The following is a 23,296-nucleotide window of genomic DNA, read 5'->3' on the forward strand; positions in this document are numbered from 1 at the left end:
ATCCGAGTTTAGGCGCGCACAGTCAAAATAAACATCAACTTTAATCGAAAGCAGCCTCAGCCTTAAACTGATGCTGCGAATCAGTAGCATGAATCAAATTTCATTCGAAATATATCACAGTAAAATCTAGGACAAAGGAACAAACCAGCGATGACCCTCTTGCTGCATCTCAAATACAGGGTAATGGTATAGCTTGCTAAGCATTTCTGCATTGAGCACATCAGCTAATACCCCAGTCCTCCATTGGCCATTCCCGAATAAAAGCAAGGCATGCGTGGCAAATTGTCTGGCGTGATTTGGATCATGACTAACCATGACGATGCTACGACCTTGTTGCAGTTCTTCACGGAGCACGCCTAGCGCTTGCTGCTGATGGCGCAGATCGAGTTGCGATAGCGGCTCGTCGAGCAAGAGCAGCGGCGCTTGCTGAGTCAGCGCGGTGGCAAGCGACACGCGGCGGCGCTCGCCGCCCGATAAACTGGCCAAATCGCGCGCGCCAAAATCGGCCAAATCAAGCCGCGCCAATTGCTGCTGCGCCAGCGTCACATCAGCGCCGCTTTCCCACTGCCAACGACTCAAATACGGATGGCGACCGGTGAGTGTTTTTTCAAGTACGGTCATTGGAAATGGACATTCGTCTTGCTGAACTTGCCACGCCATCACACGAGCGCGCTGTGCAGGAGCGAGCTGCGTAATAGCTTGGCCGCCAAGTAAAACGGTTCCAGCACTTGGCTTAAACCAAGCTGCCAAGCTAGCGAGCAGAGTACTTTTTCCGCAGCCATTTTCGCCTAACACAATCCACGCTTCACCCGCGCCGATCGTTAGATTCAGATCAGTAATCAGTACGCGATCACCTTGTTTGAGGCTCAAATTTTGGGTTTGTAATAGACTCATCGCTGCGCCCTTTTACTGAGTAGAAACAAGAATACCGGCACACCGAGCAAGGCCATCACCACGCCCACAGGCAATTGCTGCGGCGCAATCAATGTGCGCGCCAGAATATCGGCAATCAACAACACAATCCCGCCAGCCAAACTCGCGGCGGGCAGTAAGAGCCGCAAATCTTGACCGATCAACAATCGCAATGCATGTGGCACGATCAAACCAACAAAACCGATCATCCCCGCTGTGGTCACAGCTAGAGCACAAGCAATCGCTGAAGCAAAATACAGCGCCCAGCGTAGATGTATATGACTCAAGCCAAGACCATGCGCTGATTCAGCAGCCATACCCATGACATTGAGCTCACGCGTCAACGGCCAAATCACGCACAGTAAAATCAATAATGTCACCGTAGCCGATTGCCAATGCGCGCCCGCCAAATCACCCATCAGCCAAAATATCATCCCGCGCAACAAGCCATCGGGCGCCATGCTCAGTAGCAACGACGATAAGGCACCACAAAATGCCGCCAGTGCCACGCCAGTGAGTAACAGTCGAGTTTGCGTGGCCGAGTGATCGCGCCCTGCTAATAAAAACACAATCACAATACTCAGTAAGGCCCCTATTCCTGCCGCCGCATTGACGCCCAAAGTACCTACCCCCAGTAATAGCGCGGAAAGCGCACCAACACTTGCTCCGCCAGACGTACCCAGGATGTATGGATCAGCTAATGGATTTCTAAGTAGCACTTGTTGCAGTGTGCCCGCCAAAGCCAGCAAGCCACCGACCGCCAACGCAGCAAAAGTACGCGGCAAGCGCAATTCAAGCACCACATCCCGCGCGAGCGCTGCCTCGGCGCTACCATTCCACAATTGCCACGGGCGATAATTGGTACTGCCAAAACACAAGCTGGCCGCCACCGCGAGCAGCATCAGCAACACGAGCGCAGCCAGCGTCAAGATCACTTTTTGCGGCGTTAAGCGAGGAGCACTAGGCAAACTCATCGGCGCACCTGATCCACCGCCTCACACATCGCCCGCGCGCCGTCCACCAAGCGCGGCCCCATTCGGTTGACCGAGTCTTTGGGCAACACAAAGAAATGACTATTCTTGCTCGCTTTTAAATTTTTCCATTTTTGCCAAGACGCCAACCAATCGGTTTTTACCCCCGGCTCGCCGCTGGTCATAATCGCATCCGGATTGGCCGCCAACACCGCTTCGACATCAACGGTAGGCGTCAAATCAGGCAAATGGCCAAACACATTCACCGCGCCACAGGCACGCATCGCATCAGAGATGATTTGCGTGTTATTGATCGTCATCAGCGGTCTATCCCAGATTTGGTAAAACACCCGCACCGGCTTGCGATGCGCGTAGGTTTTTTCCAAAAGCGCCAATTGATCGCGAAAGCTTTTTGCCGCCACCGCTGCACCCGCCTGATGAGCGGTCAACTCACCCAAACGCTCCAATACGCCTGGCACATCGCTCATTTTTTTAGAGAAGGTTAAAAACACCGGAATACCCAATGATTTGATTTGATCGAGTTGCCGCTGCGGATTGCCCGTGGCCCAGCCGATGATTAAATCAGGTTTCAACGCACGAATTCGCTCCAAATCAAAGCCGTTGTAACCGCCAATGCGCTCGATTTGATTGGCTTCGGGCGGATAATCACTGTAATTGACCGCCCCGACAATCAATTTACCCGCGCCAATAGCGAATAAATCCTCGGTCACATGCGGAGCAAGACTGATAATGCGCTTGGCGGGCTGCGCCAAGGTAATCGTGCTGCCAACATCATCTTTAACGCTAACGGCTGCCTGCGCTAGCGAACCCACGCATGCCAGCAACAAAGCTAGTTTTAATTTCAAATCCATCGTGATTCCAATTTTTAAACCGCACCAAACAAAGCAGCCGTCGCCACTGGATGACTCATAAACCAAGCATGAATATACGACGCCTTGATATACCCATGCTGGTATAGTGCTTCACCGCCTGATCCTAAGCGGCATGGCGAGCCATACCCAACGGGCATCAATTCTGTCGTCAGTTTTGAATAATGAAACGTATGCCCGCGAATCTGACCCGACCCCAAATCAAAACTTTGTGCGCCCAGCGCAGCCAAGCGCGTTTGCATCGCTGCTTGTGCGGGCAGCAAGCCCCACATCGGTGCAACAGAACCATCGAGCAAAGTCAGGCTCTCGCAGAGGGCCAGCATGCCACCGCATTCAGCCCAAATGACTTTTCCTACCGCCACATGCGCCGCCAACTCAGCTCGAATACTCGGATGCGATGCGAGTTTTTCAGCATGCAGCTCTGGATAGCCCCCCGGCAACCAAAGGGCGTCGCACTCGGGCAATGGCTCATGCGCCAGTGGGGAGAAAAACTGCAGCTCCGCCCCCAAGGCAATCAAGCACGTCAAATTAGCGGGATAAATAAAGCAAAACGCCGAATCGCGCGCGATGGCAATCCGTTTACCCGCCAGCAAAGGCTGAATATCACTAGCAATCGGCGCAGTGAATTGAACAGAATTGGCCAAATTGGCAATCGGCTGAGTCTCCAGCGCATCAGCCACCGCATCGAGCTTGGCGGCTAAATCGGGGATTTCTTCGGGCAGCGCCAAGCCCAAATGCCGTTCGGGTAGCGGTTCAACTTTGCCAACCCAACCCATCCAGTGTTCGGCGGGAGCAGATTCCTGCAACATCTGCGCATGCCGCTCGCCCGCCACTTTATTGGCCAGCACACCATAAAAAGGCAAATCAGCACGGTAATGCGCCAGGCCAAACGCCAGCGCGCCAAAGGTCTGCGCCATCGCGCCTGCATCAATCACCGCCAATACAGGCAAGCCAAACTTCACCGCCAAATCAGCGGTGCTCGGCTCGCCATCAAACAGCCCCATTACCGATTCGATCAAAATCACATCAAAATCACGCGCCGCCTCAGCGAGCATTTGGCGACATAAATCTTCGCCAACCAGCCATAAATCCAAATTATCAACGGGAGCGCCGCTAGCAAAACCCAGCATCAAGGGATCAAGAAAATCAGGGCCACATTTAAACACTTTAACGCGTTTGCCTTGACGACGATATAGCCAAGCTAGACCCGCAGTGATGGTGGTTTTGCCAGAACCGGATGAAGGGGCTGCAATGAGAAGTACAGAAGCCAATTACTTTCCTTTATTCTTCACGTATAAAACTTTTGGGCTTCCAACTCTAATTTCACGCTCGTCAATTAAAAATCTATTTGCATGGGCTTTAATTAAATCACTCAGCTTTTTATGTCCATATTTTCTTGAGTCAAAATCAGGCTGCTGGCGTGTTAGATATGAACCGATATCAGAAACACGTGTAAATCCTTGATCGTCTGAAATTTCATCAATTGCAGATTTAAGCAAGGCAACAATATCTGGATTTACTTGTACTGGTACCGTCACAGCAGGAGCGATTTCTTCTTTGACACTCACTAGTTCTTTCTTTAATGGAGGCTTATCAACAACCTTGACCTCTTTAGGAAAATCAACGTCAACATCTGTATCAACAGCCAAGTAATCTGTCTCAATAAACTTGTCACATGCAGCCTTGAATGGAGTCGGAGTTGTTGCACGCCCAATTCCGTATACAGTTAGACCCGACTCACGAATTCTTGCTGCCAGTCTTGTAAAATCGCTATCACTTGAAACGAGGCAAAATGCATCAAATCGTCCTGTATGAAGTAAATCCATTGCATCAATAATTAATGCGCTATCAGTAGCATTTTTACCTGTTGTATATGCATACTGCTGCATAGGTAAAATTGAATGCTCCAAAAGAACAGCTTTCCATGAACTCAAATTCGGCTTTGTAAAATCCCCATAAATGCGCTTTACAGTCGCCACACCAAATTTACCAATTTCAGCCAAAATCGGCCTAACAAGTTTTGCTTGTGCATTATCTGCATCAATCAATACTGCAATTCTTTGGTGATTATTTTCAGGTTCAAATTTAAACTCAAACTTCGGATTTAGTTTGCTCATTTCTCGTCATTTTTTATGTTAATCGTGAATCACATAATACCCGCGAAAATTCACTACGACACCCTGCTGCGTAATGACCTCACATCGAGCGCAATCCGCCCTCGTCCTTTCCGGCTAAATTTTGTGCCTTCGGCACAGCTATTTTCAGTCGCAATCCGCGACGGGGACTTCCTTTCTTTGCTTCACCAAAGAAAGGAAGCAAAGAAAGGCGACCCGGGCGAAAAGCGCTCCGCGCTGCCCTTGCCGCGTCGTGAGCCAAACGATGAAACTGTTTGTCTCTCTCCTTGCTGCGGTTTTCGCTACACGGGGTATAAAACCCCAAATCAGCCAGCGCACTTCGTATTGAAGTGTATTTGCCTATCTCACCACTCCAAGCCTTTTTGTGCGCGAATACCGGCCTTATACGCATGCTTTTCATCGTTCAATTCGGTAATCGTATCGGCAATCTCGCGCAATTCGGGCACTGCGGCGCGGCCGGTAACGACAACGTGTTGCATCTCGGGGCGGGATTCGAGATCGCGCAAGATGATTTCTTTGTCCAAGTAGCCGTACGACAGGCAATACGTCAGCTCGTCGAGCACCACCACATCAAAACTAGGGTCGTTCAGCATTTTGGCAGCCATCGCCCACGCCTCTTCCGAGCGCGCTTTGTCGGCCTCAAAGTTTTGCGTTTCCCACGTAAAACCATCGCCCATCACATGCCATTCACAGTGCTTGCCCAAAAAGGCTTCTTCGCCGGTGTCGGTGCGATTTTTGATAAATTGCACCACTCCGACTTTCATACCGTGACCAATGCTGCGCGCCACCATACCAAACGCCGACGATGATTTACCTTTGCCGTTGCCAGTCAGCAAAATCATGATGCCAGTGTCGATATTCGCTTCGGCGATATGCGCGTCGATAATGGCTTTTTTACGCGCCATGCGGGCGGCGTGACGGGCGTTTTTTTCTGCGTTCATGTTATTGAAAACTCCGAATATAAGATTGAATCAGCGGCAGGCCGCGCGTGATGGCGGTAATGCCAGGCACCAGCAAGTCTTCGCTGGCGATTTCATGGACTTGATTGTGCTGTACGGCAGGGATAGTTTGCCAATCGGCACGCGCTTTGACGACTTCAGTTTCAAATTTCTGCCCGCACCAGCTTCCCAAAATCAAATCTGGCGCAGCGGCAATGACCTGCTCAGATGTTACGGTGCGATCCTTGGCCCGCGTCGCTTTTGAAATAGCTTCAAACACGTCGACTCCGCCAGCGATCTCGATTAATTCTGAGACCCAGCGAATTCCGCTATACAGCGGCGTATGCCATTCTTCGAAATACACTTTCGGCCGCACCGTATAAGTCGCGGCTTCAGCGCGCGCGGCGATGATGTTGGCCTGCAAATCGGCAATCAGCGCATCGGCGCGCTCAACACAGTCGAGCATCCGCCCCAGCAGGGCAATCATGTCAAAAATCCCAGCGATCGATTTTTGATTGAAAAAATGCACTTGATAGCCAGCCAAAATGCATTCCTTGACTATTTCACCTTGCAAGCTCGAATACGCCAAAATCAGGTCGGGCTCTACCGCGAATATTTTCTCGACTTTTGCGCTAGAAAACCCACAAATAATCGGATGATTTTTGGTCACGCCCGCCGGATGGCGCGCAAATGCGGTAATCCCTGCGATGCGGTGTTCTTGCCCCAAGGCATAAAGTACTTCAACCGTTTCACTACTTAAACAAGCAATTCGCAGCGGCCCTTTCATCATCGATCCTCTAAAATTATGCTCTTGGATTCACTTGCTGCGCAGCGCTGCGTAAACGACACTCAAACTCATCGCGCTGCGAGACCGCCACCGCGCCAAAACGAATGGCATCGACACCGATATCTTGGGTATTAAATGGGCGACTATAAATACGATTGCTTGCCAATGCATACCCCCATTGATCGATTTGCTCTGCCGGGCAAAACTGCATCAAAGGATGACTGCTACTGGGTGGCAAACCAACGTCGGTTAGCAAAGCAGTCAACCACACAGCATCTTGTGCCAAGCGTGCGCGCTGTTCGTTCTGCCATTGGGTATCGGCCAGCGCCAACTCCCCTGCCCACAGCGCAGGGCCACTCACAGTCCATGGGCCGATGATTTTTGCCAGTTGCTCACGCACAGCCAACTCGGCAAACACAAAGCCCAAACGCATACCCGCTAAACCAAAGAACTTACCCACCGAGCGCAGTACAATCAAACCCGCAACGCCCACATCAGCGCACAGACTTTGGCTAGGTTCGACGTCGATAAACGCTTCATCGACAATCAGCCAGCCTCCACGCGGGGCAAGCGACTTATGCAGCACTCGCAATTGTTCCCGCGACCAAAGCAGTCCGGTCGGATTATTGGGATTAACCAGAATCAGCACATCGAGCTGCGTTGCTGCTGACTCCACTTCGCTGACGTCCAGCAGCACTACGGTGTGCCCTGCCAATTGCCAACGCCAAGCGTGCTCAGCATAAGCTGCGCGCAATACGCCGACTTTGCAGCGCGTACGCAGCAGCGGCAATGCCACAATTGCGGCTTGCGAGCCGGCGACGGTCAGAAATTGCTCGCTGCCGTAGTAAATCGCGGCAATGCTTAGAAATTCAGGCGTCGGATGCGGCAAGCGCTGCGCGATTTGCACCGGCATGGTCGGTAAAGGAAATGCATACGGCGCGATGCCGGTTGAGCAATCGATCCAATCGGCGAGCGTGCCGCCAAAATTGCGCATTAGATTTTGCAGATTGCCGCCGTGGCGTGGAGCTTGATTCATAGCCAACCCTGAAATAACAACATCAATCCCGGCAAGGCTACGCAAGAAAGCAGCCATAAAGCCAGAGTTTTTTGCACCAAGCGCAAACTACGTTCGATATCCGGCGCTTGCGGTGCAGGGCCAAAACCAAGTGGCGTTCGCATCTCGACTTGGCCGTGATAGATCGCATTGCCACCCAAAGTCAGATTGAGCGCGCCAGCACCAGCGGCCATCACGGGGCCTGCGTTGGGGCTGTCCCACAGCGGCGCTTGGGTACGCCAAGCGGTCAGTGCCAAGCGTGTATTGCCAAGTAGTGCGTACGAAAGCGCGACTAATCGGGCGGGAAGGTAATTAAGCACATCATCGAGCCGCGCGGCGAAACGGCCAAATTCATTAAAGCGTGGCGTACGGTAGCCCCACATTGCGTCCAGCGTATTACTCAATCGATGCAGCAACGCGCCAGCACCACCGAGTAGTGCAAACCAAAACAGCGTGGCAAAAATCGCATCGGCGCCATTTTCTAAATTCGATTCAATTGCGCCTTTGGCGACTTCGGTTTCAGTCAGTTGCGCACAATCGCGGCTGACAATCATGCTCAATGCTATTCGTGCAGCAGGCAAATCACCGAGCATCAAAGGCTGCGCAATCGCCCGCACATGCGTAAACAGACTTTTTGCGCCCAGTGCAAACCACAGTGCCAATCCATCGAAAACCCAAGCCCAACTCTGAGCATGCGTTCGCAACACCATAAAAGCAAAAATAGGTATTGCCACCAAGGCCATTACAGAAATAGCCCCTATCGCAATACCCATTCTGCCTTTGTTCAAGCAACATTCCATCGCATTCGCAAGTCGGCCAAAACCAAGCAGCAAATGCCAACACCGTGGCTCGCCGAACAGACATTCGATGGCCAGCCCGAACATCAGGGCGGCTAAAAAATCGAAGGGGCTCAGCAAGATCACGGCGTCTGCGTCCGATTACTTCGGTGACCAGCGCACGCTGAGCAAACCATTCACGCCCAAAGTGCCATAATCAGTGACGGTTTGATATTCCTTGTCAAACAAGTTATTCACCCGAGCATGTAAAGACCAATCTTTAGCAAACTGCCAACTTGCTGCGATATTGGTCAAGCCGTAGCCAGGTAATACCTGCTTATTGGCGGCATCGTTATAACGCTGCCCTTGCGCCTCCACTTCAATGCGTGCCGTCCAAACCGCAGTTTGCAGGCCGGCGTACACCAAGCCTGAATTTTTCGCGCGGCGTGCCAATTGCTTGCCATTGGTTTTGCTGCCTGTGGTCGTGTCTTCGGCATTCAAATAATCGTAGCTAAAACCCGCGGTATAAATATCAGCCTGCCAATCGCTGGTGAGCGTGATCCCTTTAAGCTGTGCTTCGCCAATATTGCTTGGCAACCATTCGCCCGTTGAAGTCGGTGCCCACGCGATCAAATTATTGACCTTGTTGTAATAGCCAGTCAGCGAGGCCTTGAAGTTGTTATTCGCAAAGCGAATAAACGCCTCTTTGCTATTAGAGTCTTCGGGCTTCAGATTAGGATTGCCTTGTTTTGGCCAATACAAATCATTAAACGATGGCGCTTTAAACGCCGTTCCCATCGTCGAGCCGATCACCCAATCGTCATTGAGTTGATAAGACAAACCCACCGTGCCAGTGTTTTGCCGACCGTACTGCGAGTTGTCATCGCTGCGACCATTCAATTGCACCGTGAAATCAGCGTAATGCAGCAAATACCCAGCCAGTGCGCTGTTGATACGGCGTTGATCTACGGCAAACTGCGTATCGCCGCTCACTTCTTGCTCTAGTGTCTCTAAACCCAATTGCACATTACCGCCGAGCAATTGCAAATCATTCATCCATGACAGCTGATTTTGCTGGGTTTTGATTTTGTTAGTCACATCGGCGAAGTTTTTCTCTGAAACCGGCGTAAAACTCTTGCCGTCATCCACACTTAAACCCGCTTGCAATTTACTTTGCCAAATCGGAGTGAACTGACTTTTGAGCCAAACATTACCGCTGCCATTAAAGCTTTCATCACGATAGTCATAGCTTTGTGCAACATTGTTATATGACTTAGTCAGAATGCTGCCGTCGTAATGATTTTCACCCCAAGCGCCCAAAGCGCTTAAACCGACTTGATGATCTTGATTAATTTTATGTTGGGCAGAAAACGACAGACTGGTATTGGTATAACCATCATCATCGGCATAAAAGCTCGTGTGTTTCGGATTCACAATCGCATTGGTACCATCCGTTTGGAAATGCGCGACGGTCAAGGCATAGCTGCTGCTGTCATTACCACCGCCGACCGATGCTTTAGCATCAAGCGTATTGTAATTGCCGTAACCGACTTCGATGCTTGGCTTAAATCCTGCCGAACCTTGGCGGGTAAAAATCTGAATCACCCCACCAATTGCCCCACTGCCGTACAAGCTCGCCGCTGGGCCGCGTAAAATCTCAATGCGATCAATTTGATTGAGTGGAATATTTTGCAATGATGCACTACCCAAGGTCGCGGAGCCAAAAGCAATCCCGTCAATCAACACCAAAGTTTGGCCGTTATTAGTACCACGCATAAAAATAGATGTTGCCTTGCCAGGGCCACCTGAGTTGCTGATTTGAATGCCGGGCTGACGCGCTAAGACGTCTGGCAAACTCGACACACCTTGCGCGGCAATCTCTTGGCGATCTAATACGGTCACATCGCCAATCACTTCACGTGCAGGTTGCGCAATGCGCGTCGCAGTAACGATGACATCATCAAGCTGAGTCACTGCCGCTAATGCTGGCATCGTGGCTAATGCAGATAAAACAAATAGGTATGATTTGGTAAAACAGGTGTTCATTGGGTTCTCCAGCAATACGCCCGTTGCGTATTGCGATTAAAGCTGGAAACCGCGCAGAACAATCGACATTGATTAAGCGATGCAAGGCATCGAATTAAACGATACAGACTTATCCGCCACGGCCTCCCTGCCATGCGTAAAAACTCAACTCGAAGTATGAGTTGATACAAGGCCGGTATCCGGACTGATCAGACTTGATTGATCGCCTTCCCATCTTCGAGCGTATTTTTAAAGTGCTGCGCGTCCCGTGATGACCACTCGGGCGGTGCTCACAATCCTCATGTACCTCAGTACATTCCGGTGGCTGCGCTCCGGCCGTCATTGTCCTGACGGGCGCTCGCAACTTTTAAAACACACTCTTTTGACAGTGGCTAAAAATAAAATTTAAAACTCACTCAGCACGATGTGCCGCATTTTTAAACTTATTTTTTGTGATCAACCCACACTGATACACCGTTGCAGGGGCAGTACAGGATTTGAACCTGTTTCCCGTTTAAATTTACCGCTCACGCGGCAAATCACCTTGAATAGCGCGCATTGTAGCCTAAAGCAAACCGCGCTACCTGTCTTGAATATGACTAGGTCATCAAAAGCATGTAATTAGTTTTAATCAATTAAGCAGATAGAAAAATACAATCGGCGCAAACGAGCATCGCCAATTGCAGCTCACGCCCAGTAAGAATATGATCTATATCAAATTTCACAAATTACTGAAAATTCAAAACTTCCATGAACCTCACACCACTCGTTCAATCTTTTGTGCTGCACTTTGGCGAAATGGGCAGCCATTGGGGCATTAATCGCACTGTAGGTCAGATGTACGCACTACTGTATGTCAGTGAAAAACCGCTGAACGCCGACGAAATGGCCGAGACACTGGGTTTTTCGCGCTCGAATGTCAGTATGGGGCTCAAAGAGCTGACCTCATGGCGACTGGTGAAGTTGCAACACTTACCCGGTGATCGCCGCGAATACTATTCAACGCCCGAAGACGTGTGGGCGATTTTCCAAACACTGGCCGAAGAGCGAAAAAAACGCGAAGTCGACCCAACACTGACGATGCTACGCGGCGCGCTGCTCGAAAAACCGAGCAATGAGGCCGATCAGCACGCGCAAGCGCGCATGGCTGAAATGCACGATTTGATTGACCTAACTACCAGCTGGTTTACCGATATGCAGCGTTTGGATGTCGATACCCTAAAAACCTTGATGAAGCTGGGTTCGCAAGTGCAAAAAATTTTAGAGTTTAAACAAAAGCTGTCTTTTAGCCGTTCCGACGATAAGGAATAACCTCATGACCCCCGATGTCGCCAGCACCGTACTCGACCCCATTGTTTTGGCGCGGATTCAGTTCGCCGCCAATATCACCTTCCACATTTTATTTCCAACTATCAGCATCGCGATGGGTTGGATTTTGCTGTTTTTCAAACTGCGTTTTAACGCCACTGGCGAGCAAAAATGGCAAGAAGCGTATGGCTTTTGGGTGAAGATTTTCGCGCTGACATTTGCGCTAGGCGTGGTCAGTGGCATTACGATGAGTTTCCAGTTTGGTACCAACTGGCCGGGCTATATGCAAACCGTTGGCAATATCGCCGGTCCTTTACTCGCTTATGAAGTGTTAACCGCCTTTTTCTTAGAAGCGACTTTTCTCGGCATCATGCTGTTTGGGCAAAAAAAGGTTAGCAATCGCGTCCACACCTTGGCGACTTTACTGGTTGCCGGCGGCACGACCTTGTCGGCGTTCTGGATTATTGTGCTGAATTCTTGGATGCAAACCCCTAGCGGTTTTGAAATGATTAATGGTCAAGCACATGTGACGAGCTGGCTGGAAGTCATTTTTAATCCATCGATGCCCTACCGTTTAACCCATATGCTGCTGGCTTCGGGTTTAACGGCGGCATTTTTGGTTGCAGGGGTTTCAGCCTACCGCTGGTTCATCGGTCAACGTACTAATGCCGTACTAGCGGCGATGAAAACTGGCGTGGCTTTAGCCGCAGTGCTGATTCCTTTGCAAATTTTGATCGGCGATATGCACGGCTTAAACACCTTTAAACATCAACCGGCCAAAATCGCCGCGATTGAGGGCATTTGGGAAACTGAGCGTGGCGCACCGCTCTTGCTATTTGCGCTACCGAATGCCGAAACACGCAGCAATGATTTTGCGATTGGCATTCCGAAAGTGACTAGCTTGATCTTGACGCACGATTTGAATGGCGAAATTCGCGGCCTCAATGAATTTGCCGAGCATCCCCCTGTGGCCAAGGTCTTTTGGAGTTTCCGCGTGATGGTTGGCGTTGGCATGTTGATGCTGCTAACCAGCTGGCTCGCCGCATGGCAATTGCGCCGTACCAATACCTTGTCGCCTTTGGTGAATAAAGTATTGATTGGCATGACATTTAGCGGCTGGGTGGCGACCGTTGCGGGCTGGTATGTCACCGAAATCGGGCGACAGCCCTGGCTGGTGCAAGGCGTATTGCTGACTAAAGACGCCGCTTCACATGTCGGCAGCGGGATGATTTTGAGTACCTTACTGATGTATCTGGCGCTATATGTGTTCTTGCTGGTTTCTTATGTTTCAGTGGTGTTTTATCTAGCCAAAAAAGCAGGCCAGCCTGCTGCGGAGCACTAAAATGTTCAATGACATAGATTTAGCCTACTGGCTACCAGTGATTTTTGCTGCGCTCATGGTGGTATCGATGTTCGCCTACGTCATTCTCGATGGGTATGACCTTGGTGTCGGTATTTTACTTGAGCTAGAGAAAGATACATCAGAGAAAGATAAAATGATCGCCTCGATTGGGCCATTTTGGGATGCGAATGAAACATGGCTAGTGCTGGGAGTTGGCCTATTGCTGGTTGCCTTCCCTCTGGCGCATGGCATCATTTTGGGCGAATTGTATTTGCCCGTCGCGCTGATGTTGCTCGGACTCATTTTACGCGGCGTTGCGTTTGATTTTCGCGTCAAAGCCAAAGCGCATCACCAAGCAATGTGGAATACGCTGTTTTTCGTCGGCTCACTCCTTGCTGCCGTATCGCAAGGCGTAATGCTCGGTCGCTACATCACGGGCTTTGCCGAGGGCTGGGGCGCATGGGCGTTTGCGCTCTTGGTGGGTTTAAGTTTAGCCGCTGCCTACGCGCTGCTCGGTGCGGGTTGGTTAATGATCAAATCGACCGGTGCACTACAAATGCGTGCCGTGCGCTGGGCGCAGTTTAGCCTTGGCTTCGCCGCGCTAGCTACGGTGCTGGTATCGGTCGCTACGCCATGGATCAGCCCTAGGGTATTTGAGTTATGGTTTTCAGTGCCGAATGTCTTTTTACTTGCGCCAGTGCCGATTTTTACCGCCGTTTTATTTGTCGTCATCGCTTATAGCCTGCCGCGAATTGCCGCGCGCCAAGCACAAGGCAATGATCGCTGGTGCTGGCTACCGTTCGCTGCGACTGTCGGCATCGTGTTACTAGCGTTTTTTGGCTTGGTATTCAGTATTTTTCCGCATCTGGTCATCGACCAGCTCACTATCTGGCAAGCGGCTAGCAGCCCAGAGGCTTTATCAATTATCTTGGCTGGTGCAGCGATTGTGCTGCCAACGATTTTCGCTTACACAATTTACTCTTACCGAGTGTTCTGGGGTAAGGCGGGTGAATTGAGCTATCAATAGTCGTGTGCAATCTTTGATTTTTAAAAGGCGATCTCTGATCGCCTTTTTTGCGCACTCTTTTGAAGCAGACGCAATAGACTGACACGTTGCGTTGATGCGACGTGAGCAATGCGTAAACATTCAGGATGATTCAACGGCTGATATGATGACTTTTTATTGAACTGACCGCGCTATGGATCACGAAATCACACAAACCGTACTGCAGCAGCACCCCAATTTAAAAGTACGTTTCTTGCTCAGTAAAATTTTGAAATACCAGCAGTACAGCCAAACCAAGAGCAAAAATCTCAAACGCACCACTTATTGCCTCAAATTCTCGATGCTGGCACTGGCCACGGCGACCACGATTGTACTGGGCTTGGATGTCGCCGGACTGCAACCGCACGCCAAAAACATTGCGCTGGTGCTTGGTGCGATCATGACGTTTCTAGGTGGAATTGCTAGCTTTTTAAATATCGAAGAATATTGGATGCGCAATAACGCGACCAATCTACGCTTGAAGTCAATTCGTGATCGACTGATTTATCTTACTGGCGATCTGCAAGAGATTGAAGACGCGACCTTACAATCCATCATCAACGACTATCACGCGATTACAGAAAGCAATATTCACTATTGGTACGAAGCGATCAGCGAACGGCAAGGTGCCTAAATGCAGCTGCTCTATAAAAAACGCCGCACATACAAATACACTTTAGCCGCACCGTATTGCTTTGAAACCAAATGGAAAGAAGTACCAGAGCTAAATACCCCATATATCGAGCTCAAAGCTAATGGCTCACTGCAAATTAAAACGGCGTATTCTTGGGATGGCGCAAGTGGCCCGATGCCGGATTTAGCCAGCATTATGCGGGCATCCTTGATTCATGATGCGCTCTACCAACTCATGCGTGAACAACATTTACCTGCCAGCTACCGTAAAGCGGCTGATCGACTGTTGCTCAATACTTGCCTCGCCGATGGCATGAATTCAGTGTTGGCGCATTGGGTATATGCATGCGTTCGCTGCTTTGCCCAGCGCTATATCAAAAATGAGGTCATTGCGTTCACACCGCCAACGACCTACCCTAGCCCATCCACAACCGAACAATGCACGCTGACTCAGTCAGAGTAAATAAGTCATGTCCGCGCAGTAAAGTTAAATCGTAAGATGAACTCAGATCGATTGAGGTTTGCTTGGTCTACCGGGTTTGTGCGAATTTTGTCCTAAGACAAAGTACACAGCGTGCCCATTAATTATGCAAAGTGAACATTGGCTAACGCAGCAGCAAACCCTAGGGAGTACCCATACTCAGTTTTATGCCAATTTGCTTTAGCAAGATGACTAAATTACGCGAAAATTAATCCAAGTTAAGTCAAACTCCCCCACACCAGTCATAATCTTCAGTACGATTGAAGCAGGCTTGTTCGCTGCCTTTGGTATTAATCTTGGAAGAAAACAAGACATAAAATGGTAGTTTAGCTTATTCTCAGCGAGAGCGTTGTCTCATAGCAGCAGGCTCAAAATATGCGCCTCTCAGCGCAGTTAAATACCAAGCATCAACAGCATCTGGTACACAGTTCAACAAAATTTGAATCATTTTTCATCATCTCGCCCGTAAAGGAATTGAAATGGATCAGACTCCTCCCTCTGCTAAGGATGCCGTTGCTTGGCACGCACTGCCTTGTGACGATGCGCTCAAACAACTCAATAGCAATAGCGAACAAGGCCTGAGCGCAAATGAAGCAGCCAGCCGACTCAAAACCCACGGCCTTAATTTATTACCTACCGGTAAAAAACAAAGCGCATTCATGCGGTTTGTACTGCAATTTAATAATGTGTTGGTCTACGTGCTGCTCGGCGCGGCCATTCTCAAGTTTGCCTTGGGATTGTGGCTCGATGCATCGATTATTTTAGCCGTGGTCTTTCTAAATTCATTGCTTGGCTTTTTACAGGAAGGCAAGGCAGCGCAAGCGCTCGAATCGATTAGCAAAATGCTCTCTGCCGATGCGCGCACCTTGCGCGATGGTGATGCGCGGATGATTCCAGCCGAAACGCTGGTGCCTGGCGATATCGTCTTGCTTGAATCCGGCGATAAAGTGCCAGCCGATTTGCGCTTGATCGATGTAAAAAACCTACGCACCGAAGAGGCCGCACTGACTGGCGAATCGGTTCCTGCCGATAAAACATCCGATGCCGTTGCCGCCAATGCGACCGTAGGCGACCGAGAAAGCATGGTATTTTCGGGCACAATGGTCGTTTCAGGCCGCGCCACTGGCGTAGTGGTAGCAACCGGTAGTAATACCGAACTGGGCCGGATTAATCAGCTACTGGCCAACGTCAACACATTAGAGACTCCCCTCATTCGTCAAATTGAAAACTTTGGCTACAAAATCACCGCCACCATCGCGGTGATTGCAGTGTTTGTTTTTATTTTTGCATTTTGGATCCGCGAGATGGCCTTGGTCGACGTCTTCCAAGCCGTGATTGGTATAGCCGTTTCTGTGATTCCTGAAGGTTTACCTGCCATCATCACGATTACGCTGGCGATTGGTGTACAGCGTATGGCGCAGCGCAACTCAATCATTCGCCGACTGCCTGCAGTGGAAACATTGGGCTCGGTATCGCGGATTTGTTCGGATAAAACGGGTACGCTAACCCTAATGGAAATGATGGTAGTGTCCGCAGTCACTGCCGAAGCCAAATACAAAGTGAGTGGGAATGGCTACGCGCCAGAAGGTCAAATTACTAAAGACGGCACAACACTAAGCCAAGACAGCGTACTTGATCTGGTCGGCCGCGTTTCGATGCTGTGTAACGATGCTGAAATTCATCAAGTTGATGGCTCCTGGAAAGTGGAAGGCGATCCAACCGAAGGTGCACTATACCCATTTGCCAATAAAATTGGCCTGACTCGCGCGACTGAGCAAGCCAACTACAAGCGCGTTGATTCGATTCCATTTGAATCAGAACATCGCTTTATGGCAACGCTCAATGAAGATGCTAACGGCCAGCAAATGCTATTGGTCAAAGGCGCACCCGAAGTGATTCTGGCGCATTGTAGTCATCAACAACTGCAAAGTGGCGAGATTGTACCGCTCGATTTGGCCTACTTTAGCGCAGCATCTGATGAGCTCGCGGGTCAAGGCGAGCGCGTCTTGGGCTTGGCTTGGATTCAGCAACCACAAGGGCTGAATGTGGGTAGCCTAAGCGCTGCTGATCTACCGAAAAACTTGGTCTTACTTAGCCTAATTGGTTTACTCGATCCGCCACGCAAAGAAGCCATCGAGGCGATTAAAGAATGCCACGCTGGTGGTATCCGCGTGACGATGATTACCGGTGACCATAAAATCACTGCCGCAGCGATTGCCAAAATGCTCGGCATTGGCGATGGCAAAACGGCGATGGAAGGCATTGAAGTCGAAAAACTCAGCGCCGAAGAGCTGCGTGAGCGCGTTAAAACCGTCGATGTGTTTGCCCGATCTAGCCCAGAGCACAAGCTGCGCTTAGTGGAGGCAATTCAAGCCAATGGCCAAATTGTGGCGATGACCGGTGATGGCGTGAACGATGCACCCGCACTGAAAAAAGCCGACATTGGCGTTGCAATGGGGATTAAAGGCACTGAAGTCACCAAAGAAGCCGCCGAAATGGTGCTGGCAGATGACAACTTTGCCTCGATCAGCGCCGCAGTCAAAGAAGGCCGTACGGTCTACAACAATATCGAAAAAGCGATTTTGTTCTTGCTGCCGACCAACTTTGCGCAAGGCGCCGTCATTATGGCCGCCATTTTCTTGGGCTTCACGATGCCAATCACCACGCCACAAATTTTGTGGGTGAATATGATTACGTCGGTGGCACTCGGTTTGGTGTGTGCCTTCGAGCCGCATGAAAAAGGTGTGATGCTGCAACAACCACGCGCAGTGGATCGCCCACTATTGAATGCGTTTGGCTTGTGGCGTGTGATTTTTATTGGCTCTTCCCTCGTCGCCTACACACTGTGGGCTTTCTTCTGGATGAAAGGCCAAGGCGCATCAGATCCACTGGCGCGCACAGTTGCGGTCAATGCCATCACGATAGGCCAGTGTTTCTATCTGCTCAACAGCCGTTATTTGATCGACAGCTCAATTTCAATCAAAGCGCATCTCGAAAACCAATATCTACCGATGGGGATTGGTGCGGTGCTGGTCTTGCAATTGCTGTTTACGTATTTCGCGCCACTGCAAGCGATCTTTGATACTGAAGCGATGCCGATGTATGCGTGGCCGATGTTGTTCGCAGGCGGATTGGTATTCTTCTTCTTTGTTGAAGCAGAAAAACTGATTATGCGGCTCAAGCGTAAAGCCTAATTACTCCACTCAAAATCTTATAGGTTCATCTTACACACGAAAAGTAAGATCAGCGTTTTTTTACACGCTCTTTTCTGTGTGTCGTAGCAAAAAACTATTTCTCGAAAAGAATAAAAAATGGGTTACAACCGTTAAGCTGTAACCCATTGATTTTATTGGTCGGAATAGCGGGATTCGAACTCGCGACCCCTTGCACCCCATGCAAGTGCGCTACCAGGCTGCGCCATATTCCGAGAGGGTAAATTCTATCCTAAAGCAGCTTACTGTTCAAGCCAAGAAAGTAAGTCTTCTAGCTCGTGGCGCAATTCCGTCAGACTCACTTCACCATCAGCATATTCGCCCATCGTGACAGCGCTACTGCCTAGTTGATTACGTGCACCACTAATAGTAAAACCTTGCTCGTACAACAAACCTCGAATTCGCCGCACCAGCAACACTTCATGGTGCTGATAGTAGCGACGATTGCCGCGTCGTTTTACTGGCTTTAACTGTGTAAATTCTTGCTCCCAATAACGTAAAACATGCGGTTTTACGCCGCACAAATCGCTCACTTCACCGATGGTGAAGTAGCGTTTTGCGGGGATTGAGGGCAGTTCACTGGTTGGAATAACGCTGCTGGAGTTTTGCATAGTGAATTTCAACCATTCCCTTCAGCTTTTGACTTGCGTGAAATGTAACCACTCGACGGGCAGAGATTGGAATCTCTTCACCTGTTTTTGGGTTACGACCCGGACGCTGCGGTTTGTCGCGCAACTGAAAGTTACCAAAGCCAGATAGTTTTACTGTATCGCCTTCAGCTAAAGAGAGACGGACTTCGTCAAAAAATGACTCAACCATATCTTTTGCTTCACGTTTATTCAAACCCACTTTGTCGAACAACATATCGGCAAGGTCAGCTTTTGTTAATGTTAATGTGCTAGTTTCGTACTGCATTATGCTCTCAAGATCGCGCCGCATTCCTCTGCCTTCTGGAGTAATTTTGTTACTGCTTCATCGACTTCTACGTCAGTCAAAGTTTTGAGAGTATCTTGCATTAAGACTTTGAATGCAAGGCTCTTTTTACCTTCTGGCAGACCTTTACCACGGTATACATCAAAAACTTCGATACTGTCTACTACTGCTAAATTTGCGCTTGCAAATGCCGCCTGCAAGGTATTAACAGACACGGATTCATCCATCAGCAAGGCCAAGTCACGTCGCACAGCCTGAAATTTTGACACTGGTGCTGATTGCAATTTTTCAACTTGCACTAACGCGGCAATATCCAATTCAAGCACAACTGGAGCGTGCGTCAAGTCGTACGCTTGTACCCATTTTGGATGCAATTCACCAACAACACCGATAATTTCCCCATCCAAAACGACTTCTGCTGAGCGGCCTGGATGTAATGCGGGGTGATTGGCGCGCCGATATTCTGCTACTCGCGGAGCCAACAGCGCCTCAACATCAGCTTTAACATCAAAGAAATCAATACGTTCTTTGCTGGTGCCCCACTGTTCAGCAAAACGACCACCCCATGCTAATGCAGCAATACGTTCTGGTTGTTGATCTGCGGCAACCCCGTTGAAGACACGGGCCACTTCAAATAAGCGCACTCGATCTTGCTTACGATTCAAATTATGTTGCAAACCTGCGACTAGGCCCCCGATCAAAGTGGAGCGCATCACACTCATTTGGCTAGCAATTGGGTTGATCAAGCGAATTGGATTAGCGTTAGCGGCAAAATCACTTTCCCACTTTTCTTCAACAAAAGCATAAGATATCGTTTCTTGGTAATTCCGTGCAGCTAAAATCGATTTAAGAACGTTCTTGCTGCGGCGATTACCTGCCTGCGGCAACATACTCATCCGCGCTAACGATGGGCTCACCGGAATATTATCGTAGCCAAAGACGCGAGCTACTTCTTCAATCAAATCTTCTTCAATTTCAATATCAAAGCGATACGACGGTGGAGTAACCGTAATCACTTCTGCAGATAACTCACATGCTAAACCCAAGCCTTGCAGCATGGCCATGATTTCTGCAGCTGGCAAAGTCAGGCCAAGCACTTTGGCGACACGGCTCACGCGCAGTTGAACTGGCTTACGTGTGGGTAAAGAGTCAATTTGTTCGGTGATCGGCCCAACTTGACCACCACAAATTTCAACGACTAATTGTGTTGCACGCTCAAGAGCCTCACGCACATTACCAAAATCGATACCACGCTCAAAGCGGTGGCTTGAATCAGAGGAGAAGCCGAAACGACGTGCTTTCCCAGCAATCACTTCTGGCGCAAAAAAGGCCGATTCGAGGAAAACGTCAGTCGTTGAATCAGTCACACTCGACGCGAGACCGCCCATGATACCGGCTAAGGCCAAAGCAGAGCGTTCGTCAGCAATTACCAAAACATCATTGCTCAGCGTTAATTCTTTTTCATTGAGCAAGGTGATCGTTTCGCCAGCTTGCGCAAAACGAACTTGCACGCTACCCGACAATTTTGCCGCGTCAAACGCGTGCATCGGTTGACCGAGCTCGAGCAATACGTAGTTCGTAATATCAACAATCGCTGAAATTGAACGAATACCCGAACGCTCTAAGCGCTGCTTCATCCAGTCAGGCGTTGCTGCAGCCTGATTAATCCCTTTCACTACACGACCCGCGTAGCGTGGGCAGGCATCACCAGCATTCAAGGCAACGGCAATCGCTGACTCTGTATTCTGTGCAACAGCTTGAATCGCAATTGGATTTAACGGAGATTTTGTTAATGCAGAAACCTCGCGCGCAATCCCACGGATTGACAAGCAATCGGTACGATTCGGTGTGAGTTTCAATGTCAGTAAACGATCATCAAGTGCTAAATACTCACGAATTGACATGCCTACTGGGGCATTGCTCGGCAGCACATATAAACCATCTATGTCCGAGGCTATACCCATCTCATCACCTGAGCACAACATACCCGATGATTCGATGCCACGTACTTTGGCTTTCTTGATTTTAAAATCGCCTGGTAGAACTGCACCGATGCGCGCACAAGGCACTTTCAAACCAGCAGCAACATTCGGCGCGCCGCACACGATTTGCAGTGGCTCAGCCTCGCCAACATTCACTGTACATACATTGAGACGATCAGCATCTGGATGTTTGGTAACAGTCAAAACTTCAGCCACAAACACATCAGTGAATGCAGGTGCTGCCGCTTCATTTTCTTCTACTTCCAATCCCGCCATTGTTAGCAAATGAGCGAGTTCATCTGAAGTCAGCGCTGGATTAACCCAGCTACGTAACCATTGTTCTGAAAATTGCATGGTTGATGCTCCGCTTATTTGAATTGAGACAAGAAAGACACGTCGTTTTCAAAAAACAGCCGTAAATCATTCACGCCGTAATACAACATTGCGAAACGATCCAAGCCAATACCGAAGGCAAAGCCTGTATATTTTTCTGAATCGATGTTTACGCTTTTCAATACGTTCGGGTGAACCATGCCACAACCGCCGACTTCCATCCAACCTTTGGACCACTTCACGTCAATTTCAGCCGATGGCTCAGTAAATGGGAAGAATGATGGACGGAAGCGAACTTCCAAATCATCGCGCTCGAAAAAGCGACGTAAAAAATCAACGATAACGCTCTTCAAGTCAGCAAAAGACACCCCCTCTTCAACCCATAATCCTTCCATCTGATGGAACATCGGCGAATGAGTGGCATCTGAATCAACACGGTAAACGCGACCCGGAGCAATAATTTTGATCGGAGGTTCGTTATCAAGCATGTAACGCACCTGGATAGGACTCGTATGCGTGCGAAGCACTAAGGGCTCACCCTCATTTTGCACATAAAACGTGTCTTGCATCGCTCGTGCGGGATGGTTTTTCGGGATATTGAGTGCTTCAAAATTATGAAAGTCATTCTCAATTTCTGGGCCATCAGCGACGGCAAAACCCATGCTAGCAAATAAAGCTTCAATACGCTGCTGCACTAATGTGACGGGATGCAAGCCACCTTTAGCATGACCGCGGCCTGGCAATGAAATATCCAAAGCTTCAGCGGCCAATTGAGCCGCTAATTTTTCTGCCGCCATCGCTTCACGTTTCGCGTTCAGCGCATTTTCAAAGGCTTGCTTAGTCAGATTAACTTGCGCACCAAAGGCTTTTTTTTCTTCAGGCGGCATCGCCGCCAACAGTTTCATCAGTGCAGTGATCGAACCCTGTTTTCCGATATAGCTTGCTTTGACAATTTCGAGCTCAACGGGGTCGTCAGTCGCATTCAACGCCGCTAAACCCGCGTCAAGCAAGGTCTGCATATTTGCATCCATGTTTGTATGCCCGATAAGGAGAGTAAAGAAAAAACTAAATAAAGCTCAGACAAAAATCTGCGCTTGATTTAATTTTCTGATGTTTTCTGAATAAAAAAGGGAGGCTAAAAGCCTCCCTTATGACCGGCAAAACCGATTAAGCAGTCAGCTGAGCTTTTGCTTTTTCAACAAACGCAGCAAATGCTGGTTTATCAAATACAGCAAGATCAGCCAATACTTTACGGTCAACTTCAATGCCAGCTTTTTTCAAGCCGTTCATGAAGCGGCTGTAAGCCAGACCACACTCACGTGACGCTGCGTTGATACGAGCGATCCAGAGTTGACGGAATTGACGTTTTTTCTGACGACGGTCACGGTACGCGTATTGACCTGCCTTCATTACCGCTTGTTTAGCGATACGATAGACATTTTTACGACGACCACGATAGCCTTTAGCCAGAGCTAAGACTTTCTTATGACGAGCGCGAGCTGTGACACCACGTTTAACGCGAGGCATATTTTATCTCCT

21 protein-coding genes, 1 tRNA gene and 1 riboswitch are annotated in these 23,296 nt (G+C 49.5%); of the genes, 6 read left to right on the forward strand and 16 right to left on the reverse strand.

Annotated features, from left to right (window positions below):
- Nucleotides 1-126: 126 nt before the first annotated feature.
- From GM173_RS06030 to GM173_RS06075, 10 genes are all read right to left on the reverse strand, one after another.
- Nucleotides 127-894: an ABC transporter ATP-binding protein gene (locus tag GM173_RS06030; protein WP_203570469.1), complete on the reverse strand. Its 768-nt coding sequence runs from the start codon at nucleotides 892-894 to the stop codon at nucleotides 127-129.
- Nucleotides 891-1,886 carry a FecCD family ABC transporter permease gene (locus GM173_RS06035; RefSeq protein ID WP_203570470.1) on the reverse strand — a complete coding sequence of 332 codons (996 nt, stop codon included), beginning with the start codon at nucleotides 1,884-1,886 and terminating at the stop codon, nucleotides 891-893. Before GM173_RS06035 ends, GM173_RS06030 begins: the two co-directional genes overlap by 4 nt.
- A complete protein-coding gene (locus GM173_RS06040; RefSeq protein ID WP_203570471.1) occupies nucleotides 1,883-2,755 on the reverse strand; it encodes a cobalamin-binding protein in 873 nt (290 codons plus the stop codon). Before GM173_RS06040 ends, GM173_RS06035 begins: the two co-directional genes overlap by 4 nt.
- A 14-nt stretch (nucleotides 2,756-2,769) precedes the next feature.
- On the reverse strand, nucleotides 2,770-4,044 hold the full coding sequence (locus GM173_RS06045; RefSeq protein WP_203570472.1) for a cobyrinic acid a,c-diamide synthase CobB: 1,275 nt from the start codon (nucleotides 4,042-4,044) through the stop codon (nucleotides 2,770-2,772).
- Nucleotides 4,045-4,890: an NYN domain-containing protein gene (locus tag GM173_RS06050; protein WP_203570473.1), complete on the reverse strand. Its 846-nt coding sequence runs from the start codon at nucleotides 4,888-4,890 to the stop codon at nucleotides 4,045-4,047.
- Between the two features lie 362 nt (nucleotides 4,891-5,252).
- Complete coding sequence (gene cobO / locus GM173_RS06055; RefSeq protein WP_203570474.1) at nucleotides 5,253-5,849, reverse strand: cob(I)yrinic acid a,c-diamide adenosyltransferase; 597 nt, start codon at nucleotides 5,847-5,849, stop codon at nucleotides 5,253-5,255.
- Nucleotide 5,850: 1 nt separating this feature from the next.
- A complete protein-coding gene (locus GM173_RS06060) occupies nucleotides 5,851-6,636 on the reverse strand; it encodes an ABC transporter substrate-binding protein (protein ID WP_203570475.1) in 786 nt (261 codons plus the stop codon).
- 13 nt (nucleotides 6,637-6,649) lie between these two features.
- Nucleotides 6,650-7,669, reverse strand: coding sequence for a threonine-phosphate decarboxylase CobD (gene cobD, locus GM173_RS06065; protein WP_203570476.1), 1,020 nt, complete (start codon nucleotides 7,667-7,669; stop codon nucleotides 6,650-6,652).
- A complete protein-coding gene (gene cbiB, locus GM173_RS06070) occupies nucleotides 7,666-8,610 on the reverse strand; it encodes an adenosylcobinamide-phosphate synthase CbiB (RefSeq protein WP_308439581.1) in 945 nt (314 codons plus the stop codon). The genes cobD and cbiB overlap by 4 nt, the downstream gene beginning before the upstream one ends.
- 15 nt (nucleotides 8,611-8,625) lie before the next feature.
- Nucleotides 8,626-10,509 carry a TonB-dependent receptor domain-containing protein gene (locus tag GM173_RS06075; RefSeq protein WP_203570477.1) on the reverse strand — a complete coding sequence of 628 codons (1,884 nt, stop codon included), beginning with the start codon at nucleotides 10,507-10,509 and terminating at the stop codon, nucleotides 8,626-8,628.
- A gap of 153 nt (nucleotides 10,510-10,662) precedes the next feature.
- Nucleotides 10,663-11,050: riboswitch (cobalamin riboswitch) on the reverse strand.
- 188 nt (nucleotides 11,051-11,238) lie between these two features.
- Here GM173_RS06075 and GM173_RS06080 point away from each other — a divergent pair.
- The 6 genes from GM173_RS06080 to GM173_RS06105 all read left to right on the forward strand — a co-directional run bounded on the left by GM173_RS06080 (nucleotide 11,239) and on the right by GM173_RS06105 (nucleotide 18,491).
- The gene (locus GM173_RS06080; protein ID WP_203570478.1) at nucleotides 11,239-11,799 is read left to right on the forward strand and encodes a GbsR/MarR family transcriptional regulator; all 561 of its coding nucleotides are present in this window, start codon (nucleotides 11,239-11,241) and stop codon (nucleotides 11,797-11,799) included.
- A gap of 4 nt (nucleotides 11,800-11,803) precedes the next feature.
- A complete protein-coding gene (locus GM173_RS06085) occupies nucleotides 11,804-13,138 on the forward strand; it encodes a cytochrome ubiquinol oxidase subunit I (RefSeq protein WP_203570479.1) in 1,335 nt (444 codons plus the stop codon).
- Between the two features lies 1 nt (nucleotide 13,139).
- Nucleotides 13,140-14,165: a cytochrome d ubiquinol oxidase subunit II gene (locus tag GM173_RS06090; protein ID WP_239078403.1), complete on the forward strand. Its 1,026-nt coding sequence runs from the start codon at nucleotides 13,140-13,142 to the stop codon at nucleotides 14,163-14,165.
- A gap of 172 nt (nucleotides 14,166-14,337) precedes the next feature.
- Nucleotides 14,338-14,817: a DUF4231 domain-containing protein gene (locus GM173_RS06095; protein WP_203570480.1), complete on the forward strand. Its 480-nt coding sequence runs from the start codon at nucleotides 14,338-14,340 to the stop codon at nucleotides 14,815-14,817.
- Nucleotides 14,818-15,279 carry a DUF1353 domain-containing protein gene (locus GM173_RS06100; protein WP_203570481.1) on the forward strand — a complete coding sequence of 154 codons (462 nt, stop codon included), beginning with the start codon at nucleotides 14,818-14,820 and terminating at the stop codon, nucleotides 15,277-15,279.
- A 497-nt stretch (nucleotides 15,280-15,776) separates the two neighbouring features.
- Nucleotides 15,777-18,491 (forward strand): HAD-IC family P-type ATPase, encoded by a 2,715-nt coding sequence (locus GM173_RS06105; RefSeq protein WP_203570482.1) that lies wholly within the window; start codon nucleotides 15,777-15,779, stop codon nucleotides 18,489-18,491.
- A gap of 156 nt (nucleotides 18,492-18,647) precedes the next feature.
- Here the strand turns inward: GM173_RS06105 and GM173_RS06110 are convergent.
- The 6 genes from GM173_RS06110 to rplT all read right to left on the reverse strand — a co-directional run bounded on the left by GM173_RS06110 (nucleotide 18,648) and on the right by rplT (nucleotide 23,284).
- Nucleotides 18,648-18,724: transfer RNA gene (locus tag GM173_RS06110), tRNA-Pro, on the reverse strand.
- Between the two features lie 27 nt (nucleotides 18,725-18,751).
- Nucleotides 18,752-19,120: a MerR family transcriptional regulator gene (locus tag GM173_RS06115; RefSeq protein ID WP_203570483.1), complete on the reverse strand. Its 369-nt coding sequence runs from the start codon at nucleotides 19,118-19,120 to the stop codon at nucleotides 18,752-18,754.
- A complete protein-coding gene (locus tag GM173_RS06120) occupies nucleotides 19,086-19,424 on the reverse strand; it encodes an integration host factor subunit alpha (RefSeq protein ID WP_239078404.1) in 339 nt (112 codons plus the stop codon). The genes GM173_RS06115 and GM173_RS06120 overlap by 35 nt, the downstream gene beginning before the upstream one ends.
- Nucleotides 19,424-21,778 carry a phenylalanine--tRNA ligase subunit beta gene (gene pheT / locus GM173_RS06125; RefSeq protein ID WP_203570485.1) on the reverse strand — a complete coding sequence of 785 codons (2,355 nt, stop codon included), beginning with the start codon at nucleotides 21,776-21,778 and terminating at the stop codon, nucleotides 19,424-19,426. The genes GM173_RS06120 and pheT overlap by 1 nt, the downstream gene beginning before the upstream one ends.
- 14 nt (nucleotides 21,779-21,792) lie before the next feature.
- Nucleotides 21,793-22,788, reverse strand: a complete 996-nt coding sequence (gene pheS / locus GM173_RS06130) for a phenylalanine--tRNA ligase subunit alpha (RefSeq protein ID WP_203570486.1) — start codon at nucleotides 22,786-22,788, stop codon at nucleotides 21,793-21,795.
- Nucleotides 22,789-22,924: 136 nt separating this feature from the next.
- Nucleotides 22,925-23,284, reverse strand: coding sequence for a 50S ribosomal protein L20 (gene rplT, locus GM173_RS06135; protein ID WP_203570487.1), 360 nt, complete (start codon nucleotides 23,282-23,284; stop codon nucleotides 22,925-22,927).
- Nucleotides 23,285-23,296 lie beyond the last annotated feature (12 nt).

Origin of the sequence: Deefgea chitinilytica, from assembly GCF_016881405.1 — a bacterium.
In the GTDB taxonomy this organism is placed as follows: Bacteria; Pseudomonadota; Gammaproteobacteria; order Burkholderiales; family Chitinibacteraceae; genus Deefgea; species Deefgea chitinilytica.

Bases quoted from the DNA above. Each gene is read 5' to 3' on its own strand.
- GM173_RS06030 (WP_203570469.1), bottom strand. From the start codon at position 894: ATGAGTCTATTACAAACCCAAAATTTGAGCCTCAAACAAGGTGATCGC.
- GM173_RS06035 (WP_203570470.1), bottom strand. From the start codon at position 1,886: ATGAGTTTGCCTAGTGCTCCTCGCTTAACGCCGCAAAAAGTGATCTTG.
- GM173_RS06040 (WP_203570471.1), bottom strand. From the start codon at position 2,755: ATGGATTTGAAATTAAAACTAGCTTTGTTGCTGGCATGCGTGGGTTCG.
- GM173_RS06050 (WP_203570473.1), bottom strand. From the start codon at position 4,890: ATGAGCAAACTAAATCCGAAGTTTGAGTTTAAATTTGAACCTGAAAAT.
- cobO (WP_203570474.1), bottom strand. From the start codon at position 5,849: ATGAACGCAGAAAAAAACGCCCGTCACGCCGCCCGCATGGCGCGTAAA.
- GM173_RS06060 (WP_203570475.1), bottom strand. From the start codon at position 6,636: ATGATGAAAGGGCCGCTGCGAATTGCTTGTTTAAGTAGTGAAACGGTT.
- cobD (WP_203570476.1), bottom strand. From the start codon at position 7,669: ATGAATCAAGCTCCACGCCACGGCGGCAATCTGCAAAATCTAATGCGC.
- GM173_RS06075 (WP_203570477.1), bottom strand. From the start codon at position 10,509: ATGAACACCTGTTTTACCAAATCATACCTATTTGTTTTATCTGCATTA.
- GM173_RS06080 (WP_203570478.1), top strand. From the start codon at position 11,239: ATGAACCTCACACCACTCGTTCAATCTTTTGTGCTGCACTTTGGCGAA.
- GM173_RS06085 (WP_203570479.1), top strand. From the start codon at position 11,804: ATGACCCCCGATGTCGCCAGCACCGTACTCGACCCCATTGTTTTGGCG.
- GM173_RS06090 (WP_239078403.1), top strand. From the start codon at position 13,140: ATGTTCAATGACATAGATTTAGCCTACTGGCTACCAGTGATTTTTGCT.
- GM173_RS06095 (WP_203570480.1), top strand. From the start codon at position 14,338: ATGGATCACGAAATCACACAAACCGTACTGCAGCAGCACCCCAATTTA.
- GM173_RS06100 (WP_203570481.1), top strand. From the start codon at position 14,818: ATGCAGCTGCTCTATAAAAAACGCCGCACATACAAATACACTTTAGCC.
- GM173_RS06105 (WP_203570482.1), top strand. From the start codon at position 15,777: ATGGATCAGACTCCTCCCTCTGCTAAGGATGCCGTTGCTTGGCACGCA.
- GM173_RS06115 (WP_203570483.1), bottom strand. From the start codon at position 19,120: ATGCAAAACTCCAGCAGCGTTATTCCAACCAGTGAACTGCCCTCAATC.
- GM173_RS06120 (WP_239078404.1), bottom strand. From the start codon at position 19,424: ATGCAGTACGAAACTAGCACATTAACATTAACAAAAGCTGACCTTGCC.
- pheT (WP_203570485.1), bottom strand. From the start codon at position 21,778: ATGCAATTTTCAGAACAATGGTTACGTAGCTGGGTTAATCCAGCGCTG.
- pheS (WP_203570486.1), bottom strand. From the start codon at position 22,788: ATGGATGCAAATATGCAGACCTTGCTTGACGCGGGTTTAGCGGCGTTG.
- rplT (WP_203570487.1), bottom strand. From the start codon at position 23,284: ATGCCTCGCGTTAAACGTGGTGTCACAGCTCGCGCTCGTCATAAGAAA.